Below are 17,270 nucleotides of genomic sequence, written 5' to 3'. Positions count from 1 at the left end.
TAAAGATTTAAAGGAAGAAATCCAGGCGAAAATAGATCGGCGCTTCACGCTCGGTGATCGGCCCCGGTCTTTCCAAAGAGTGTGCGAAGGTCACCGTGGCGGCGACGTTCTGGCCGCGGGCAAACAGGTCGACCGAATTGCTGCTCATGCGCCCATGCTGCTCGGCGTTGTAACGGCCGTGGCTGATCACGCCCTGGTCGTAGCCGAGGCTGGTGCCGTACTCGCTGAGCACCGGTTGCAGCCAGGCCCAGGTCACCGGGCGGCTCCAGCGCAGGTCGTTGCGCCAGTAGCCGCCGCTGTCGCCGCTGAGGGTCTGGTCCTTGTAGCCACGAATCGACGACTGCCCGCCCAGGCTCATGCGTTGTGGGCTGAAGAGCACGTCTTCACTTCGCTGGCCAGTCATCAGGCTGCTGAAACTGAACGACTCGCCCCACAGTTTGAACGGGTACAAGTAGCTGACCGTTGCGGTGTATTTGCGGTAGCGCGCATCCGGTTGGCCCGGGCGTGGGTTGTGATTGGCCTGGGCATCGAAGGCGCCGATGCCGTCCTGCATGCCCAGGTCGATGTTGAGGAATGAGCCGCCAATGCGCCGGCCATGGTTGATGCCGAATTGCGCTTCGCTCAAGCGGTTGCTGCTCAGGGCCAGCTTGCTGTCTTCGATGAAGTTATTGGTGCGCAGGTAGGCCACGCCGGTACTGAGGGAGGTCTTGCTCAGCGAGTCGCGGTGGATCACCCGCTCCAGGCGCAGCTGGTGGTTCTGGCTGTCGCCGGACTGCTTGAAGTTGAAGTTGCTGGCCTGGGCCAGGGAGCGATATTCGGACTCGCTGTAGCTGTAATTGAGGTTCCACCAACCAAAGGGCAGGTTGTAATTGAGCATCGAGTTGCGCGAGGTTTTCTGGTGGTCGCTGAGCGCATCATGGCCGCCGCGCAGGGACAGTTGGTCGGCCAGGCCGAGCGGGTTGTCCCAATCGAGGCTCGCGCCCCACTGCTGTTCGCCGGTGCTGCGTTGGCCGCCGTTGTGGCGCGACAGGCCGACGCGCCAGGGCTTCTGCGGGGCGTTCTTCACCAGCACGTCGCTGCCGCCGACGGCCTTGCCGGGGGCCAGTTCCATCTGTGCCTGGTTCGATGGTAGGCGGTTCAACTGGTCAACCATCTGCTCGATTTCACGCAGGTTGAGCAGGTCGCCGGGTTTGCCAGGGAAGGTCATGGCCAGTTGGCGATCAGTGATGCCGCTGCCCTCTTCGCCCTTCATTCCTTCCAGGCGGCCCTCGATCACCTGCACCTTGAGGTTGCCGCTGGAGAGGTCCTGTTGTGGCAGGTAGGCGCGGCTGGTGACCAGGCCTTTACCCAGATAATGGTCGGTGATGACCTTGAGCAACTCATTGAGCTGCGGCACGCCGAGGCATTGGCCGATGTAGGGTTTGAGCAGGCTGTCGCGCTCGCCTTCGGACAGGGCGTCGGCGCCGGTGAGTTCGATGGTGTTGATGGGGAAGCAGCGGGTGTCGGCAGGTGCTGATGGTTTGGCTGGGGCGGAAGTTTTTCCGGGCAGGTCTTTCAGTTCTTCCAGGCGGCGTTGCTGCTCTTCGAGCAGACGGTCCTGGCGGTCGCGGATCAGGTCGGTGACGCCTGGCGTGTTCGGTGGAGTGGCGCCTTGAGCCAAGCTGGCTGTGCCCAGGCAAAAAAAAGCGGACAGCAGGCTGAGCCTGGTCCGACGTACCGAACGCCACATCTTAGATCCCTCTAAATGGCTTTGTGCCACTATTTGTTTGCGGTGATCTTATGGTGGCGTTTTGATGGCGTCAATTAAATGTACGAAATTGTTTCAGAGCTGAAACATTCAGATTGGATGGTCGGGAATTTAATCTTTTGGCATCAAATACTTAACCAACAAACGGATGAAATCCCATTTTGGCTGAGCATTGATGCATTTAGGGTTTACAGGACAGGTAAGAGCGAATAGCGGATTAACAACTGGCTCGACCATTGCGGTTAGAGCCAGCCTGCATGCATCTACAGCAAAACCGTAGCCAGCATGCCCAACGCACCCAGGACAAATCCGACCAACGCGCCGCGCCCCGGCATCTCCTGGAACAGACACCACACCACCAACGGCTCAAGCAGCAACAACGACGTGACGGAAACCACAGTGACCACCCAAATGTCACCCACCGCTACATAGCCAAGCCAATACGCCCCCAGCAGGCACAACCCTGCAAAGCACATCAGCAGGACCGGCACGACAAAGGCCGACCAGGCGCCGTTATCCACTTGCGCAAGCCGGGCGGTGGCTACCTCGCTGTAGATCGCACAAAACTCACCCAATACCATCAGGCCTAGAGCAGAAACTCCGAGTAGTTCTTTGGACATGTCAAAAATTCCTTCGTATTCAGGGACAGGTTTTTCAGCTCCCAGCCCGTGATGGCGCTGCGTGTGGAGCGGATGCCGCGATACGAAGTCATCTTGAACAGCCCTGAATTATCGAAGTACTTACCCACGTCAATCTCCTGATGTACCAGGCGGCCCCTTGCCGCCTGCCGAGAGACTGGCACGAACGCTTCAGCGACGTAAACACCAGAGTGTGATCCCGGACACCCATTGCGCTGGGAATTTTCCTACAGCATGTAGCATCATCCCCAAGGGATAGTCTTCCTGCCTGGAGAGCCGGGCACTTCACTCAACCCTTGAGCACTACAAGGATTTTCTGCCCATGGCCGCTTCAAACAAATGGCTGATGTCATCCGTCGCGTATTACCTCGACTTCTTCACCGTCCCCCTGTTTATCCTGCTGGCGCTGTACCTCGCCCCCGTTGACCCCGTTCAAATCGTCGCAGGCCTGCTGGCCTGGACGCTGGTGGAATATTCGGCGCATCGCTTCCTGTTTCACTCGCTGTATCGCCGCGAACACTGGACCCATCACCTGGATGTACTGGCTTACATCGGCGTATCCAGCTGGAAGACCAGTTCCACCTTTGCGCTGCTATTGCTGTGCGCCTGGTACGTGGAACTGACGTCGGTGTTTATCGGGGCCGTTGCGGGTTACTTTTTCTATATCTCGGTGCATTACGTGATGCATCGTCCCGAGCATTGGGCGTACCGGTTTATTCCTCGGTTGGTGGCCAATCACGACTTGCATCACCGCAAGGGCATCGAGAAGAATTTCGGTGTGTCTTCGCCGCTCTGGGACCATGTCTTGGGTAGCTACATGCGCCCCTCGAACCGGACGTAGAACGAGAACGTCCGGCATGAGTCTAGGCCGGCCAGTCACGGTGTTGCCCCCGCGTCAACCGGGTCGGTCAGAGCCTGCAGCTCAGCCTGTTTCTTGTGCAATTGAATCTGTGCATCGACCAACGCGCCCTGGGCCTTGAGCAGGTTGGCCTCGTTCTCCAGCGCAGTGATTTGCCGTGGCTGAAGCAGCGCCTTCTGAGCGTTGAGCAACGCAACCTGAGCATCGGCGACGGCCTTGTCCTGTGCCAGATCACGCAGTTCTCTGGCGTTCGAATAGAGCTTGATGGCGGTCACTGCGTCGAGCCCCGAATTGAGCGTTTCGCCAACGGCGACGGCTTCTGCGCGAGGCTTCTTGTAGCCCATCGTGATCAGGCTTCCGTCCTCGTTGAACGAGGCCGACAGTTCGTTGTTGGTGAACGGGCCGTTGCGCAAGCCCAGTGACGCCAGGTGCCCCAACTGTGGAATGGGGCGCTCGTCCGTGACCAGCACTGCCGGGTCAGTACCGCTCAAACCGTTGCATTGCTCCGGGTTGGCGATACCTTGCTCGTCTGACAGATAGCGACAGATACGCAAGCGCGCCGGCAAAGGCGTTCTATAAAGAATGCCACAGCGCCGTTCACCCTCGGCGGTGCAAGTCGGCGTATCACCCAGCGCCAACGCATGACGGGTCGACGACAGCGTGTGGGTGGTAACCAGCACATCGGTACCTTGCAGGCTTCGGGTGACCAGGTTGATTTCATCCAGAGCCACGGTGTTTTTCCAGACCGACTGCACGGCAGACGCTATTTCAGCGCGCTCGACCGCATTTGGCTGGCCATCGGCATCCCCCCAGAGGGCCTGCGCCTGGATTGACGCATCGCAATCGAGCGTGAGGTCAGGCCCCAGGGCATGCACAAGCCAGCGCTGTTTTCCGGCCCTGTCACTGGACCAGGACCGTACTTGCACAATGGATTGCGGCGATGTGTTGCCTCCCACCGCATCCACCAGGCCGTTATAGACACCATTGACCTCCCCAGTAGCAGGCACAACAGGCAGTTGCTCCCCGCGGCAACTTTTGAACTTCTGGAGGTGGCGAGCGGCCAGGACGGGCCGATCCGCAGAGGTCTGCCCTGGCACGTAAGTAAACCGAGAGACCACCGTAATTTCGTCAAGGGCCTTGGCCAGCGCTTCGTTTGCCGCCGTCTGAGCGTCCTTCGCCACTCGTTGCGCGCGCGTCAACTGGGCAGCCTGCTTCACCAAGGCGCCTTTACGCGACGCCGCCGGGTGGTCTTCCTCGAACGCCTTCAGCGCCTCTGCAGCTGTTTTCAGCGCTGCATCGCGGTCTTTTACCGCTTGGCGCAACACCGGCACGGCCGCCACCTGCTGGCTGGCATTGGCACTGCATGCCAGGAAGGCATTACGCTGGATCAGCCCCTCGCCCGTCGCCGTCGGCGTGGGTAGCCCGATCGCTATCTTGCCGACACTGACAATCGCCTTGAACGCTTCCTTGGCCACATCCGCCGTGCGGTCATCCACTTTGGCGTTGACCGATTTGATGATGCCGCTGGGATAGCGCTCCAGGTCAAAGCTGGTGATTTTGGTAAACGCCGACAATGCCTCCACGTCAATCACCACCTCCTGCCCGGCAACAGTGCGCGGCGTCGCGGTCGCACGGGTCTGGAACTCAACCTGACCGACCACATCAGGATGGTGTTGATCCGGGAGAATGGGGCACTGGGTCAGGGTGCGTTTCACCTCTACGTCATAGTGCAGTTCCGGCAAATGATACGTGGCCCCTTGCGTAATGCCCTTGTCAGAAGGCGTGTGCGATTGAAGGTGGGTCGTGCAACCCGCTGTGGTGAAACATGCCGCAACCGCAATAGCCGTGCCGAAATAGCGCATATCACCTGCCCTCCTGTGTGACACGCAAGTAGGTGTCCGAACGAATGAATTCCTGAAGATCGCCCAAGGCCACTTCGAATGTTTGCCCCTTGGTGTAACGTGATGCCCCACCCGCCGCGACGTTGAGTTCTTCACGAACCTGAACGATCACCTGAAAGTCTTCCCCCAGGGAGGCGAGTGAAGGCTCGAGCTGGTCATGCCGGAAGCACCACAAACTGCCGGAAGCACTGCGCTTGAGCGCAAAAATGTGCTGCCCGTCAGTCGCCACGCCACAGTCGATCGCCCCCTGTACCTGAAGGTTGCCTAACAGCTCGACCTCCTTTGCTGGTGCGTCGCTACTCGCCGTGTCCGTTACCCGCAAACGCAGGTAGTCCCGGTTGAACAGCAAAGCCTTTTCGATATTCACCCGCGAACGCGAATATATGCGCACAGGGGCTTGATCATTCGCCGCCACCTTGCGCAGGTTGCCGTTATCCAGCCGAAGCACGCCTTCCAGAAGGTCGCCGCTGATCAACAGACGGCGCTTGATGCCCGTTGCGTCCAGCCCGTAGCGTGCCAGCAACGTAGCGGCAAAACTCACCAGCGCGGCGGCTTGGGAGGTGCCACTGAGCAACTCGACCTGCTCGCCATCCAGCGTCGATGCGACGTTGCAACCCAATGCCGCGATATCGACCCGTGAAGCGCTGAAGTTACTGAAGGGGGTGAGGTAGCCGTAACCATTTTCAGCGCCGACGGAGATGACATTGGGGTTTTCGTCTCCACCCAGGCTGGCCGGAATGAGCGCTGTCTGATTCCCATATCGACTGCTGACATCCCGCGCGTCGTTTCCAGCCGCCACGACAAACAGGGTTCCCCGGTTATCGCCGATGACTTTTCTCAACTTCAGGTCCTGCTCGGACCCGTAACGGACACTCATGTTGACGATTTTCGGCTGGCTCAGGCCGACTCGGAACATCGCTTCGTTGAGCGCCATGCGCGAGACCCGTTGGGTGCCGGCCGATAGCGGAATCACGCGCAGGCGCAGCCAGCTTTCCTGGTCACCGGAAACAAACAACGAAGATACGGGGTCCATCCATTGCCCGCCGATCACCGTACCGGTCACGTGCGTGCCATGCCCGGCAATCGCGCGCGGAGCGTTGACATCGGCCAGCTGGATCAACGATTGCAGGCGAACCTCATCCGAGATGGCTACCGGGCTTTCCAGCTCCTCTTCACCGTTGTTTTCGCTCAGTTGGAACAGCGGTTTGGGAAACTTGCTGGCGAAGGTCAACTCGGTACCGGTCAGACGAGCCGCACTGAAACCGTTGTCCAGCACCATGACCGTCACCGTGTCGAGCGGCTTTTTATAGTCACGGCGCAGTGCCGACAGAAGATGTCGGACACGTACTGCATCAAAAGGCGTGGCCTGGCTGCCAACGCAATCGGGCAATGCCACGCCGGTTTCGCTGACAGCGGTCACGATCTCATCGGCCAGTTTGGGCGGCGTGGTCACCCTCATTGCGGCCGTACGGGAAACGCCGTCCGGGTCGATGGCCCGCGTAGCGACTTCACGCTCGAACTCAGCCCGGTCAACACTGGGCGTGAAGGTAACGGACTCGGTTGCGAACGGCAGAGAAACCGTCTCGCCGGGTTGGACCTTGTCAACGTTGGCTCGCTGGAAATACTGTTGCATTTCCTGGGTAGTGCCCGCCCGACCTATGCGCTCCACGAACTTGACACTCAGCGGGCGATTGGGCTGTACCACGAACTCGCTGCTCGTATCGGTGATGTAAAAACACGCAGGCCAGTTCATGGCGTAGACCTGCTCCCCCAGGGGTTGATGCATGTCGAATGTACTCGGCAGGTCATTGCGCTCACGCCACACGGTCTCATACCCGGACTGCCTTTTGCCGCAGAGCAGTTCAATCATGGCTTGGGCACTGACCTGATGGGCCGCTGGGTAAGTCGCTCGGTCCAACAACCGGGGTTCGGCATGGGTCGCGACATAATTGACCAGCGCGTCAGGCAACTCGGGACGGGTCGCACGGAACGTCGAAGCGTTGCCCGGCGAATCGATGGCCGAGGCCTCCAACGCCAGACCGCCGAGCACACAAGCCAGTGTCATTAGAGGGTACTGACGCATGCCGAGGCCTCCTGTACGTTTGGAACGGCGGGCTTGACGTTCACATAAGCGGTGGGATTGGCTTTTTTCCAACACGCCAGAAATTGCGTGAACCGCGCGCTCGACAATGACGCGAAGTACGACACCACCGTGCTCTGGTCGATACGCCGTCTCGAAGCGACTCCCCGAATGGTACGGGCACCACCGGGCTTCATCGCGTTGACACCGCTGAACGCCGGGCCTCCGGAATCGCCTGCACACAGCGCGCTGAGGGTTTTGCCATCCGACTCGCTGGAGAACGTGTCGACTTGCAGGGCATTGACCTTGAAATCGCCAACGGCCAGGATTTTTTCATGCGCGGCTTCGCTGATATGGCCGGTGGACGGGTTGAACGCCCAGGAGACACAGCCATAACCGGCCACCATCAACACATCGTCTTTGGCTACCGCACGCAGGTCCAGCGTGTCCCAGACGAGGTGCAGGAATTCATCGGGAACCTTGTCGCCATAGGGTTCGGCAAGGCACAGGGCATAGTCTGCCGGATGACGCACACTGGGCATCTCTTTCGTTGAAAGATAGGCATCGTCCACAGCGCATCGGTACTTGAACGGCCCTATGCGGATGGACGAGGCGAACCGGTTGTTGCCCAGCACCACGCAGTGAGCGGCGGTCAACAGGACGCCGTTTCCGACAAACGTGGCCGTGCAGGTGGGGCCTGCACCCGTCGATTGGCTAATCGCAATGGAACGCCAGTCGCCGCTCTGGGCGGGTACCCCGTTGAACACCTGAATGTCACTGTCATTCAGCGTTCTCGGCACCAGTGTGAAACTGACCGTCGTGCCATCAATGACAGGTTCCGCTCCGGCAAACACCGGCATACACGCACACATGCCAGAAAAGGCCAGGCAGGTGAGCTGGCCACGTCGCCGCGACCCTCGCAATCTACGTCGAAGCGAACCATACCCTTCCATGCGAGCGGCCTGTGATTGCGTCGTGACATCACCAATATAGTTGCGCCTATTGACCTGTCAAACCGGCTTGCCTCCCTGCTCTCCTGAGCAGCAATTGTGATTATTGCGAAACAATCTAGTCCCGCGAACACTCACCGGTAGCGCGTTATCTACGCTCACAAACGTGCCAGGAGGCGCAGTGAAGAGTCCATGACGGACCGGCGAACTCCTGGCCCTGATGCCAAGGAGATGACGATGAGAATGGAACCCCATCGGCCCAGGCCATGGCTCGGCTGCGCGCTGTTCGGCGCCTTGTTGAGCCCTGTGGTTGTCGCGGCCCCCACGCTGTCTACGCAAATTCCCTTCGATGTCACGGCGACTCCGCCGTTTTCCCTCACCAGCCTGCAGGAAAACTTCGATGAAATGTCCTGGCAGACCTTTATCGCCCTGAGCTGGCCGGCCCTGCCCGATGGCAACCCCGATCCCAAGGTGCAGATCGGCCACGAGGACGCGGCCACGGTATGGGAAAGCTACCGCGAGAGTTACCAGATATTCCTGCCCCAAGGGCAGAAACCGCAGCCCTACCATGCCCCCGCTGCCGTGCCTAAAGCCTGTGAGGGCAAGGGTTCCGGCCGGTTGTTGCAACAAATGGGCAAGGTGCCGGATGTACTCGACGAGTTTATCCAGCCATTTGAAAGCGGCCCATTGGTGGATCAGAGCGGCGTGTATACGCGCAATGAAATCGTGGTGAACCAGCCGATGTTCGACGGCATCGTCAACAACGGGCTGTACAGCATCCAGGGCCAACAGGCGTTCTTTTCTGCCAGCCCGACCAACACCGTGGCATTCAGCTGCGGTAACCCCACCAGCCGCGAGGTGGGTGCGTTGATGGTCAAGGCTTCGTGGAAAGTGCTGGACGGCAATGACCAGCCTGGCAACTTCCACACCGTCGACGCGTTGGTGTACACCCCCGGCAACAGCGACCCAAGCAAAGGGCCGGTAGTGGCCGAGTCCTGCACCGCCGAGCCGGTCGGGCTGGTGGGCTTGCACATCGTGCACAAGACCACCAGCGCCCCCCAGTGGGTATGGTCCACCTTCGAACACGTCGACAACGCGCCGGAAAAAACCACACCGCCTGCCGAGCGCACTGGCCCGTACCTGTTCTACAACGCCAGCAGCAAGGCCGAAGTGAACCAACCGCCACCCCGCCCGTGGAACCCGGCGGTGAAGGCCACACCTTCGCAAATTGTGCGGGAAATACCGCTGACCGACGCCACCAAAACCCTTAACAGCACTTATCAAAACCTGTTGCGCACGGTGAACCCCAACAGTGTGTGGGCCAATTACCAGTTGATCAGCACTCAGTGGCCGACCCTCACCGGCCAGCCGCCGTGTCAGATCTCGACCACTGTCCCGTTGGGCAAACCAGCGCCGTCGTTCCTCGCCAATACCACGCTGGAGACCTACATCCAGGGCACTGTGCCCCAGGCATCTTCCAGTTGCATCGCCTGCCACGGCAATGCCGCCACCCACGTGACCCAATCGCCGCGCACCAGCTTCGCGGACTTCACCTACTTGTTGGAGCGCGCCCAATCCACCGGCGCAACAGGGAGTCAGCCATGAGTACCGACCTGGACAACTTCACCGGCCTGAGTGTGGTGCTCACCGGTATCAATCAGGAGCTGCTGGCGCCGTCCGTAGATCCCATCGGCCTGCCCACCACCTTCCTTGCGTTCATCGGCCCCAGGCTTGGGCAAAACGTGCTCAGTGCCCTGCTCGCTCAATACGCAACGCTGCTGGCAGACCAGTCGACGCCGCAGCAGATCGGCAACGCAATCCTGATGCAGAACGGCCAACCGGCCACTACGCAGACGGCACTGGCGGCGCGCGCGATCATGAAACTATGGCTGCTCGGCGTGTGGTACCAACCCTACGCACAAGGGACGTTTACCGCGGGCGAACAAACCGTCGTCAGCAGTGAGGCTTACACCGAGAGCTGGGCCTGGAAAATGGCCCAGGCCCACCCGATGGGTTACAGCGAGTTCTTCTTCGGCTATTGGAACGAAGTACCGCCGAGTCTTGAGGACTTCACCGGCGTAACGGCCAGCGCCCAGACAGGAGCATCGTCATGAGTACTGAACAAGCAGATGTGGTGATCGTCGGTGCTGGCCTGGCGGGCAGCCTGATTGCCTATCAACTGGGATTGGCGGGGGTGAAGGTATTGGTGCTGGAGTCCGGTCCGCAGATCCCGCCCAACCGTAACCAATACCTGGAGCGTTTCTACACCGCAACGCTGAAGACACCCGAGTCCCCCTACCCTCCAGTGAGTACCCTGAGCCCAGCGCGCAATCCCGCCGAACAGAATGCACCCCGCGCGACCATTGCCGACCTGATCAATGGCTGGAACAACCCGGACGTCAGCTATTTGGTGCAGAAAGGCCCCATGCCATTCACCAGCACCTATGAACGGGTGGGCGGCGGCACAACCTGGCACTGGGTAGCCACCTGCCTGCGCATGCTGCCCCATGATTTCCAGATGAAATCGCTATACGGCGTGGGGATGGACTGGCCGATCGGTTACAACGACCTGCAGAGCGCTTATTGCCGTGCCGAAGCGGAAATCGGCGTGGCTGCCGATGTGGCCGACCAGGCTTACCTGGGCATCACCTTCCCGAGCAACTATCAGTTCCCGATGACCAGCATTCCGCTGTCGTTGGTGGACGGCAGCTTTGTCAGCGCCGTACAGGGCCAGTCCTTCGACGGCTTGCCGTTGGTGGTCAGCCCGACACCCGCCGGACGCAACTCCCAACCCTATGCCGGGCGCCGCGTGTGCGCGGGCAATACCAATTGCACGCCGATCTGCCCGATCCAGGCCAAGTACGACGCCACTATAACGATGAACAACGCTCTGAACACTGGCAATGTGCGGGTGCTCTACAAAACCGTGGCCAGCAAGGTGACGGTAGCGGCGGACAGCACCATCAGCGGCATCGAGTTCATCCAGTACCAGCTCGGCGACGGCCCGGCCACGGCCACAGGGGTTGCTACCGGACAGCGCTACGTCATCGCCGCTCACGCGATCGAAACCCCCAAGCTATTGCTCAACTCCACCAGCAGCACCTGGCCCAAAGGCGTCGCCAACAGCAGCGGTCAGGTCGGCCGCAGCCTGGCCGATCACCCGATCTACCTAGCGTGGGGCCTGATGCCCGAAGGCAAGACGGTGTTCCCGTACCGTGGGCCAGTGTCCACCTCAGGTATCGAAAGCCTGCGCGATGGTGCCTTCCGTAGTCAGCGCGCGGCCTGGCGCATCGAGATCGGCAATGAAGGCTGGAACTGGCCGATCGGCGACCCTTACACCACCGTCGCCGACCTGATCGACGGCACCAACGTCAGTCGCACCAACCCGTTGCCCTCCTCAACGGTGCCGTCCCAGGCACTGTTTGGCACAGCGCTGGTGCAGCAACTCAATAACCTGCTGACACGCCAGTTCCGCATCGGCTTTCTGGTGGAACAGGTGGAAAAGGATCCCGACAACGCCAACTGCTACATCGTGCCGTCCAGCCAGTACAAAGACCGCCTGGGCATCCCGCGCCCAGAAATCCACTATGACCTGTCGGACTACACCAAGGAGGGATTCAAGCAAGCACGCCTGCTCGCCAGTCACATCATCACCGAATTGCTCGGCGCTACCGAACTGACCCAGGACATTCAGCCCGGCGTGTTCGACTACCAGGGACAATCCTATTCGTACCAGGGGGCCGGGCATCTGATGGGCACCTACCGCATGGGCAACGATCCCGCGACCTCGGTGGTGGACAAATACCAACGCACGTGGGACCACAAGAACCTGTTCCTGGTGGGCGATGGCGTGTTCCCCAGCACCGGTACGTCCAACCCCAGCCTGACCATTGCAGCCCTGGCGATCCAGGCCGGCGATACGTTGTGCAACGAGCTCAAGGCCACGACGGTGCAGGTCCAGGCCAACCAGCCGTGGCAAGGCACCGGCGTGCAGATCAGCGGGCCGAGCCCACGATGGGTGCGTTACATAAGTGGCAAATGGCTGGCCAGCCCGGTGGGCGGCATGGTCGATGGCAATGGCAGCCCGGGGTTGATCGCCAAGCCTGGCTACACCTTGCCGGGAGCCAACGAAGGTGCATTGGTGGGCCGCGTGGGGAGTTCCGGTACGCCGTTTCTACTGGGAGACAAGGGTGCGGTTCCGCCCGGCCAAAGCGGCGAACTGCAACTGTGCATCAATGATGACCTGGAGGGGCGCTACGGCATCGGCCTGGCGGATAATCAAGGCGCGCTGACCGTGCAGGTGGCATTCGGTACGTTGTAGCAAACGGGGTTGCGGGTAGAGATGCCCGCAGCCCTGCTCCTCTCGCAATGGATAAATGGCTACTCGCCATCACTCGGCTCGATAGGTAGACTTTCCGACTTCAACGTCGGGGCGCACTCCCCAGTCTTTATCGCCATTGGTACCGGGTCGAAATTCATGGAAGAAAGTCACATCTGGCTGAGCAGGTTGCTTAGACGTGCGCAGGACAGTCAACTTCAAGGGCAGATGAGCGAAGGACAGTTTCAGCAGACGCTGCTTTACGTACTCGCCGCCCAGATGATCGATTGGGACAGTCCCAAGTGGACCCAGGAGCGGGAGGCCAAGTATTGGAACTATCACGACACGTCTCAGGCCAACGTGCACTTGCTGATGGAGCATTGTCGCCACCCAAGCATGTCCACCACGTGTGACGAGCAGACCTACGAACAGCTGTCAGCCTTGTTGGATGAGGTCACAGAGGAACTGGATGGCGAAGAATGCCTCGATCTATTCGATTCACTTTTCTATCACATCGTCACCCAGGGACGCTTTGATCGCCGCCATGCACACATCAGCGGCGCACTCGCTGCGGGCCTTGCGCATGCGGAGGGGCTGATCGACATTGCGCCCTACAGCGGTGAAGCTTTCATCAAGCATTTCGAACTGTATCAGTACAGATTCGACTATAAGCTGGTTGATCGGCAATCTCCCTTGCAACACTTGACCCAGCTCAGGCTCGTCGTGCAGGGCATCGATGCCGAACTGATCCAGCTTGATCCGCGCCACTTCAAGCGCACCGAACTGTCACTGCTGGACAACCCGTCGTTCCTCAAACGTCCTTTCAGCACCTTGCTGCATCTGCTTGAGGAACGCACGATCATCGGGCCGACGATGACCGGTCGAACGCTGGTGGTATTCCGGTCCGGCAGTACCGATGATCCTAAGGCGCTGGAGGCGCTGAAGCAGCATTTATCCGACAGGGACTTGCTGGAAGCCGTGTTTGACTTCATCAGTTACAACGATGCCGGCAAATCGAGCCGACACTGTGCCTGGCTGTTGAATGACGAAAAAACCCTACCGGGTCAGACCCTTTGCATCGACACACGCCAATTGCTGGAGGTCACCCGAGGTGTCACCTCGGAAGAACTGGCGTGTTTCGCCGCTGGGATATACCAAGTCTGGAGATCGAATGGAGCACTGAATTCCAGCCGATACCCTCAATCAAAACAGTTAGGTTCGCTCCAAGGCCTGTTCGCCCGTTGGTTCGACGAGGGTTATAGCCCTATCGATGGCATTTGCACGCAACTGGAAACCCGGGAAGTTCTCAAGAGTGGCATTTCAGCCAGGCGGGTGAAGCGCAAGGACCACGAACGTGATGTTTCACTGCTCGACCGTCGCCCACTGGAACACTTGCTGGGACAATCCGATCATTTATCCGCTTGCATCTACGTCATTGGTAACAACGGCGCAGGCAAAAGCCTATTGCTGTCGTCTCTGGTCAACCACCTCAAGCAACAATCAATTTCCAGTGTGGCGATCGTGATCGGGCCCATTGACCGTTTTCCTTTGGCAGACCGCGAAAAATACCCGGATTATCGATATCTGGGCGACCGAACGAGCACCGGTTATTCCTCGCAAACCATTGAACGCAAGTTGATCGACCTGCTGATCGAAACGGTCGGTATTCCTGAGCGTCTGACCTTGCTGGAAAGCGTGCTCGAGCGCCTGGGTCTCAAACAGCGCCTGTATCTTGCACCCAAAGGCGCCTTCAACGAATTGTTGCAACCGCTCGATCTGGCCGCCCAAGTCATTTCATTGGCGGACGCCGTCCACTCGAATGTCTCGATCAAAGGGCTGACCCTCGCGCTGAGTCGGCAGGGTAGCTCCACCTTGCTGAAATTCACCGACCTCAGCTCCGGCGAACAGCAGGTGCTGGTCCTGTTCGCAAAAATCACGGCAAGCGCCGGGCCGGGCAAAGTGCTACTGATCGATGAGCCGGAAGTCAGCCTGCATGTGGGCTGGCAACAATTGCTGCCGAGCCTGTTCAGCTTGATGGCCCAACAGCTGCAGACTCGATTCGTGATCGCCACCCACTCGCCAACGCTGGTGGCCAACGCCAAAGACAACCTCAGTCATTGTTTCATGGCCAAGGACAGTCAATTGACTGAGATCGCGCCAGCGCAACGTCACTCAGTGGAAACCATCCTGCTCAAGGGCTTTGAGACCTACACACCGCACAATCGTGAGGTCGCGGAGCGTTGTGCGGCCCTGGTCACCGAGGCGATCCGAACGACCAACCGAGACGACACGGAAAAGTACGCCGAGCGTCAGGAAGGCTTCAAGAAAGCCCTGGATTATATGACCGCAATCATGGTCAGTTCAGGCAATGCTGAAGACAAACGTTTCCAGCTGGACCTGCAACTGATTGAGCAGGCGGGACGGGCTATCAACGAGACCTTTGCATTAGCTGCGCAGGAAGGGCTGGCATGAAGACGAGCAAGCCCGATGAGCTGAAGGCGCCAAAGAAAAAGCTCACCTACCGTGAAAAGATGGCATTGCTGCATAAGTTGCGCAGTGCAGCCCATCTCAATGACAAAACGGTCTGGGGCGAATTGGGCGACACGACGAATCCCGCGTATGCCGCTATTAAAAAGCACCTACGCCTGGCGTTGAAAAACCGCCAGGAGCCCAGGTGCTGTTATTGCAAGCGCTGGCTGCTCAACCACGCCAGTGCCGCGCCCATCGAACATGTACTGTCACGCGATACCTATCCGCAATTCGCCTTACAGCCACGCAACCTGGCGATCTCCTGCGTCGACTGCAACTCTGTGAAGGGCAAAGCCGACTGGGGTGGTTTCCCGGTAGCCCCCAGCCGTTACCCGGCGGTTGAATCCTTGGACTTCTTTCATCCGCGTCACCATCGCTATGATGAACATATTCGCTTCATCCGCATGGAGACCAATCGGCAGGAGTTTGTCAGCTACCACGGCCTCACGCCCCAAGGCCAGCACTTGTGCACACAGTTGCTCAGTGCTGTGGTTGGCAAGCGCAGCCTGAAACGCAGCTACCCTGCACTGGCGGGCTGGCAACGCACGTTGGATGACCTGGACGCCCGAGGCGACTCGACCGACCGGCCACAACTGGATGCGTTTCGCCAAGCCATGGAAGTCGCCATCACCGAACGGTTACAGGACGGCGACATGGCCAATGCACTGTGGGTCATTCCTGAAGAAGGGAGACCTCACAAAGCCCCCGCCACGAGGCGCGACGGCGGTCAGCATCGGCAGGCATCGGAGCCTCCTGGCGTCATTCATGAACAGTTGAGCCTATAAACACGCTACCAGCCGCCAGAGGGTTCCTTGCAGGTTTCACAACACTCTTTTGTCATCACGCCCATTGATAGCCCCCTAACGAAACCCCCATGCTAGAGGGCTAACCTCACGCTTATATCATTCCGAATGATAGTTACCTTTGTTTCATTCGATTCGTGACATAGCACATCGCCGCGCATGATCCGCCCATCTCAAATACATTGGCGGATGCACCTCATGGAACAGTCACTCAAACATATGCGCTTCCCCTTGGCGATTTTGGCCGTGGTGGTGATGAGCGCATGCGGTAAAGCCCCGGAACAAGCGGCCGCCATGCCCCCTGCAAAAGTGAGCGTGGCCAAGGTGCTGGAACAACCGGTCAACGAGTGGGACGAATTCACCGGCCGTCTGGAAGCCCCGGAAACCGTGCAGATTCGTCCGCGCGTGTCGGGCCAGATCGATCAGGTGGCCTTCACCGAAGGCGCCCTGGTGAAAAAAGGCGACCTGCTGTTCCAGATCGACCCGCGTCCGTTCCAGGCTGAAGTGCGCCGCCTCGAAGCTCAGCTTGCCCAAACGAAAGCCGCCGCCACCCGTAGCGATAACGAAGCGCAACGGGGCGAACGCCTGCGTCAGAGCAACGCGATCTCCGCCGAACTCGCCGATTCGCGTACCACCGCCGCCCAAGAGGCCCGTGCAGCCGTCGCCGGTATCCAGGCGCAGTTGGACCTGGCCAAGCTGAACCTGAGCTTCACCCGTGTGACCTCGCCGATCAGCGGCCGCGTCAGCCGTGCCGAAATCACCGCCGGCAACCTGGTGACCGCCGACGTCACGGCACTGACCAGCGTGGTCTCCACTGACAAGGTCTACGCCTACTTCGACGCCGATGAGCGCGTGTACCTCAAGTACACCGAACTGGCGCGCGAAGGCCGTCGTGGCGCAACCACCCCGGTGTACCTGGGCCTGTCCAACGAAACCGGCAACCCGCACCTGGGCCAGATGAACTTCGTCGACAACCAGGTCAACCCGGCCACCGGCACCATCCGCGGTCGCGCCGTGTTTGATAACAGCAAAGGCGAATACACCCCTGGCTTGTATGCCCGCCTGAAATTGGTTGGCAGCGGCACCTATTCGGCCGTGCTGATCAATGACGAAGCCGTGGGCACCGACCTAGGCAAGAAGTTCGTGCTGGTGATGGACGGCGACAAGCCGGCTTACCGCGCGGTGGAACTGGGGCCGAAGATCGAAGGCCTGCGCATCGTGCGCAGCGGTTTGAACAAGGACGACACCATCGTCGTGAAGGGCTTGCAGCGCATTCGCCCGGGATCGCCGGTTGCACCGGAAACCATCCCGATGGCCAGCAAGGAAACCCTCGCCGCCTTGGCACAACAACGACAAGCGCTTGAAGCCAGCAACCTGGAGCAAGTGGCGCCGGATAAAGCCGCGCCCAAGCTCGCAGCCGTCGCGACTCCACGCGGTTAAGGGAT

General features: G+C 59.7%; 12 protein-coding genes. 7 read left to right on the top strand and 5 right to left on the bottom strand.

The annotated features are described in order from the left end of the window. Window positions 1-7: 7 nt before the first annotated feature. Complete coding sequence (locus HX803_RS23145; RefSeq protein WP_178923847.1) at window positions 8-1,729, bottom strand: ShlB/FhaC/HecB family hemolysin secretion/activation protein; 1,722 nt, start codon at window positions 1,727-1,729, stop codon at window positions 8-10. A gap of 281 nt (window positions 1,730-2,010) precedes the next feature. Next, window positions 2,011-2,328, bottom strand: a complete 318-nt coding sequence (locus tag HX803_RS23140; RefSeq protein WP_178923863.1) for a hypothetical protein — start codon at window positions 2,326-2,328, stop codon at window positions 2,011-2,013. 379 nt (window positions 2,329-2,707) lie between these two features. On the opposite strand from HX803_RS23140, the gene HX803_RS23135 reads away from it, so the two are divergent. Further along, window positions 2,708-3,226, top strand: a complete 519-nt coding sequence (locus HX803_RS23135) for a sterol desaturase family protein (protein WP_178923845.1) — start codon at window positions 2,708-2,710, stop codon at window positions 3,224-3,226. Window positions 3,227-3,261: 35 nt separating this feature from the next. Here the strand turns inward: HX803_RS23135 and HX803_RS23130 are convergent, their stop codons facing one another. The 3 genes from HX803_RS23130 to HX803_RS23120 are packed head-to-tail and all read right to left on the bottom strand — an operon-like array spanning window position 3,262 to window position 8,085. Further along, window positions 3,262-5,106 (bottom strand): hypothetical protein, encoded by a 1,845-nt coding sequence (locus HX803_RS23130; protein ID WP_178923843.1) that lies wholly within the window; start codon window positions 5,104-5,106, stop codon window positions 3,262-3,264. Between the two features lies 1 nt (window position 5,107). Further along, complete coding sequence (locus tag HX803_RS23125) at window positions 5,108-7,228, bottom strand: S8 family serine peptidase (protein WP_178923841.1); 2,121 nt, start codon at window positions 7,226-7,228, stop codon at window positions 5,108-5,110. Continuing rightward, the gene (locus tag HX803_RS23120) at window positions 7,210-8,085 is read right to left on the bottom strand and encodes a serine protease (protein ID WP_178923839.1); all 876 of its coding nucleotides are present in this window, start codon (window positions 8,083-8,085) and stop codon (window positions 7,210-7,212) included. Before HX803_RS23120 ends, HX803_RS23125 begins: the two co-directional genes overlap by 19 nt. Window positions 8,086-8,412: 327 nt before the next feature. Here HX803_RS23120 and HX803_RS23115 point away from each other — a divergent pair, with 327 nt between their 5' ends. From HX803_RS23115 to mexE, 6 genes are all read left to right on the top strand, one after another. After that, window positions 8,413-9,780: a cytochrome C gene (locus HX803_RS23115; protein WP_178923837.1), complete on the top strand. Its 1,368-nt coding sequence runs from the start codon at window positions 8,413-8,415 to the stop codon at window positions 9,778-9,780. Beyond that, on the top strand, window positions 9,777-10,289 hold the full coding sequence (locus HX803_RS23110; RefSeq protein WP_178923835.1) for a sorbitol dehydrogenase: 513 nt from the start codon (window positions 9,777-9,779) through the stop codon (window positions 10,287-10,289). The genes HX803_RS23115 and HX803_RS23110 overlap by 4 nt, the downstream gene beginning before the upstream one ends. After that, window positions 10,286-12,496, top strand: a complete 2,211-nt coding sequence (locus HX803_RS23105) for a GMC family oxidoreductase (RefSeq protein WP_178923833.1) — start codon at window positions 10,286-10,288, stop codon at window positions 12,494-12,496. Before HX803_RS23110 ends, HX803_RS23105 begins: the two co-directional genes overlap by 4 nt. A gap of 21 nt (window positions 12,497-12,517) precedes the next feature. After that, a complete protein-coding gene (locus HX803_RS23100) occupies window positions 12,518-14,965 on the top strand; it encodes an AAA family ATPase (protein ID WP_178923831.1) in 2,448 nt (815 codons plus the stop codon). Continuing rightward, entirely contained in the window at window positions 14,962-15,807 is an 846-nt protein-coding gene (locus HX803_RS23095; RefSeq protein WP_178923830.1) for an HNH endonuclease, read from the top strand. The genes HX803_RS23100 and HX803_RS23095 overlap by 4 nt, the downstream gene beginning before the upstream one ends. Before the next feature lie 216 nt (window positions 15,808-16,023). Then, window positions 16,024-17,265: a multidrug efflux RND transporter periplasmic adaptor subunit MexE gene (gene mexE / locus HX803_RS23090; RefSeq protein ID WP_178923828.1), complete on the top strand. Its 1,242-nt coding sequence runs from the start codon at window positions 16,024-16,026 to the stop codon at window positions 17,263-17,265. Window positions 17,266-17,270: the final 5 nt, after the last annotated feature.

Source organism: Pseudomonas sp. P7548, from assembly GCF_013386585.1.
GTDB lineage: Bacteria > Pseudomonadota > Gammaproteobacteria > Pseudomonadales > Pseudomonadaceae > Aquipseudomonas.
The sequence above is the reverse complement of the archived record's forward strand: the minus strand, read 5'-3'. Positions and strand labels throughout refer to the sequence as shown.

What these genes read in the sequence shown, in the direction of transcription:
- HX803_RS23145 (WP_178923847.1), bottom strand. Translation starts at nt 1,729, where the DNA reads ATGTGGCGTTCGGTACGTCGGACCAGGCTCAGCCTGCTGTCCGCTTTT.
- HX803_RS23140 (WP_178923863.1), bottom strand. Translation starts at nt 2,328, where the DNA reads ATGGTATTGGGTGAGTTTTGTGCGATCTACAGCGAGGTAGCCACCGCC.
- HX803_RS23135 (WP_178923845.1), top strand. Translation starts at nt 2,708, where the DNA reads ATGGCCGCTTCAAACAAATGGCTGATGTCATCCGTCGCGTATTACCTC.
- HX803_RS23130 (WP_178923843.1), bottom strand. Translation starts at nt 5,106, where the DNA reads ATGCGCTATTTCGGCACGGCTATTGCGGTTGCGGCATGTTTCACCACA.
- HX803_RS23125 (WP_178923841.1), bottom strand. Translation starts at nt 7,228, where the DNA reads ATGCGTCAGTACCCTCTAATGACACTGGCTTGTGTGCTCGGCGGTCTG.
- HX803_RS23120 (WP_178923839.1), bottom strand. Translation starts at nt 8,085, where the DNA reads ATGCCGGTGTTTGCCGGAGCGGAACCTGTCATTGATGGCACGACGGTC.
- HX803_RS23115 (WP_178923837.1), top strand. Translation starts at nt 8,413, where the DNA reads ATGAGAATGGAACCCCATCGGCCCAGGCCATGGCTCGGCTGCGCGCTG.
- HX803_RS23110 (WP_178923835.1), top strand. Translation starts at nt 9,777, where the DNA reads ATGAGTACCGACCTGGACAACTTCACCGGCCTGAGTGTGGTGCTCACC.
- HX803_RS23105 (WP_178923833.1), top strand. Translation starts at nt 10,286, where the DNA reads ATGAGTACTGAACAAGCAGATGTGGTGATCGTCGGTGCTGGCCTGGCG.
- HX803_RS23100 (WP_178923831.1), top strand. Translation starts at nt 12,518, where the DNA reads ATGCCCGCAGCCCTGCTCCTCTCGCAATGGATAAATGGCTACTCGCCA.
- HX803_RS23095 (WP_178923830.1), top strand. Translation starts at nt 14,962, where the DNA reads ATGAAGACGAGCAAGCCCGATGAGCTGAAGGCGCCAAAGAAAAAGCTC.
- mexE (WP_178923828.1), top strand. Translation starts at nt 16,024, where the DNA reads ATGGAACAGTCACTCAAACATATGCGCTTCCCCTTGGCGATTTTGGCC.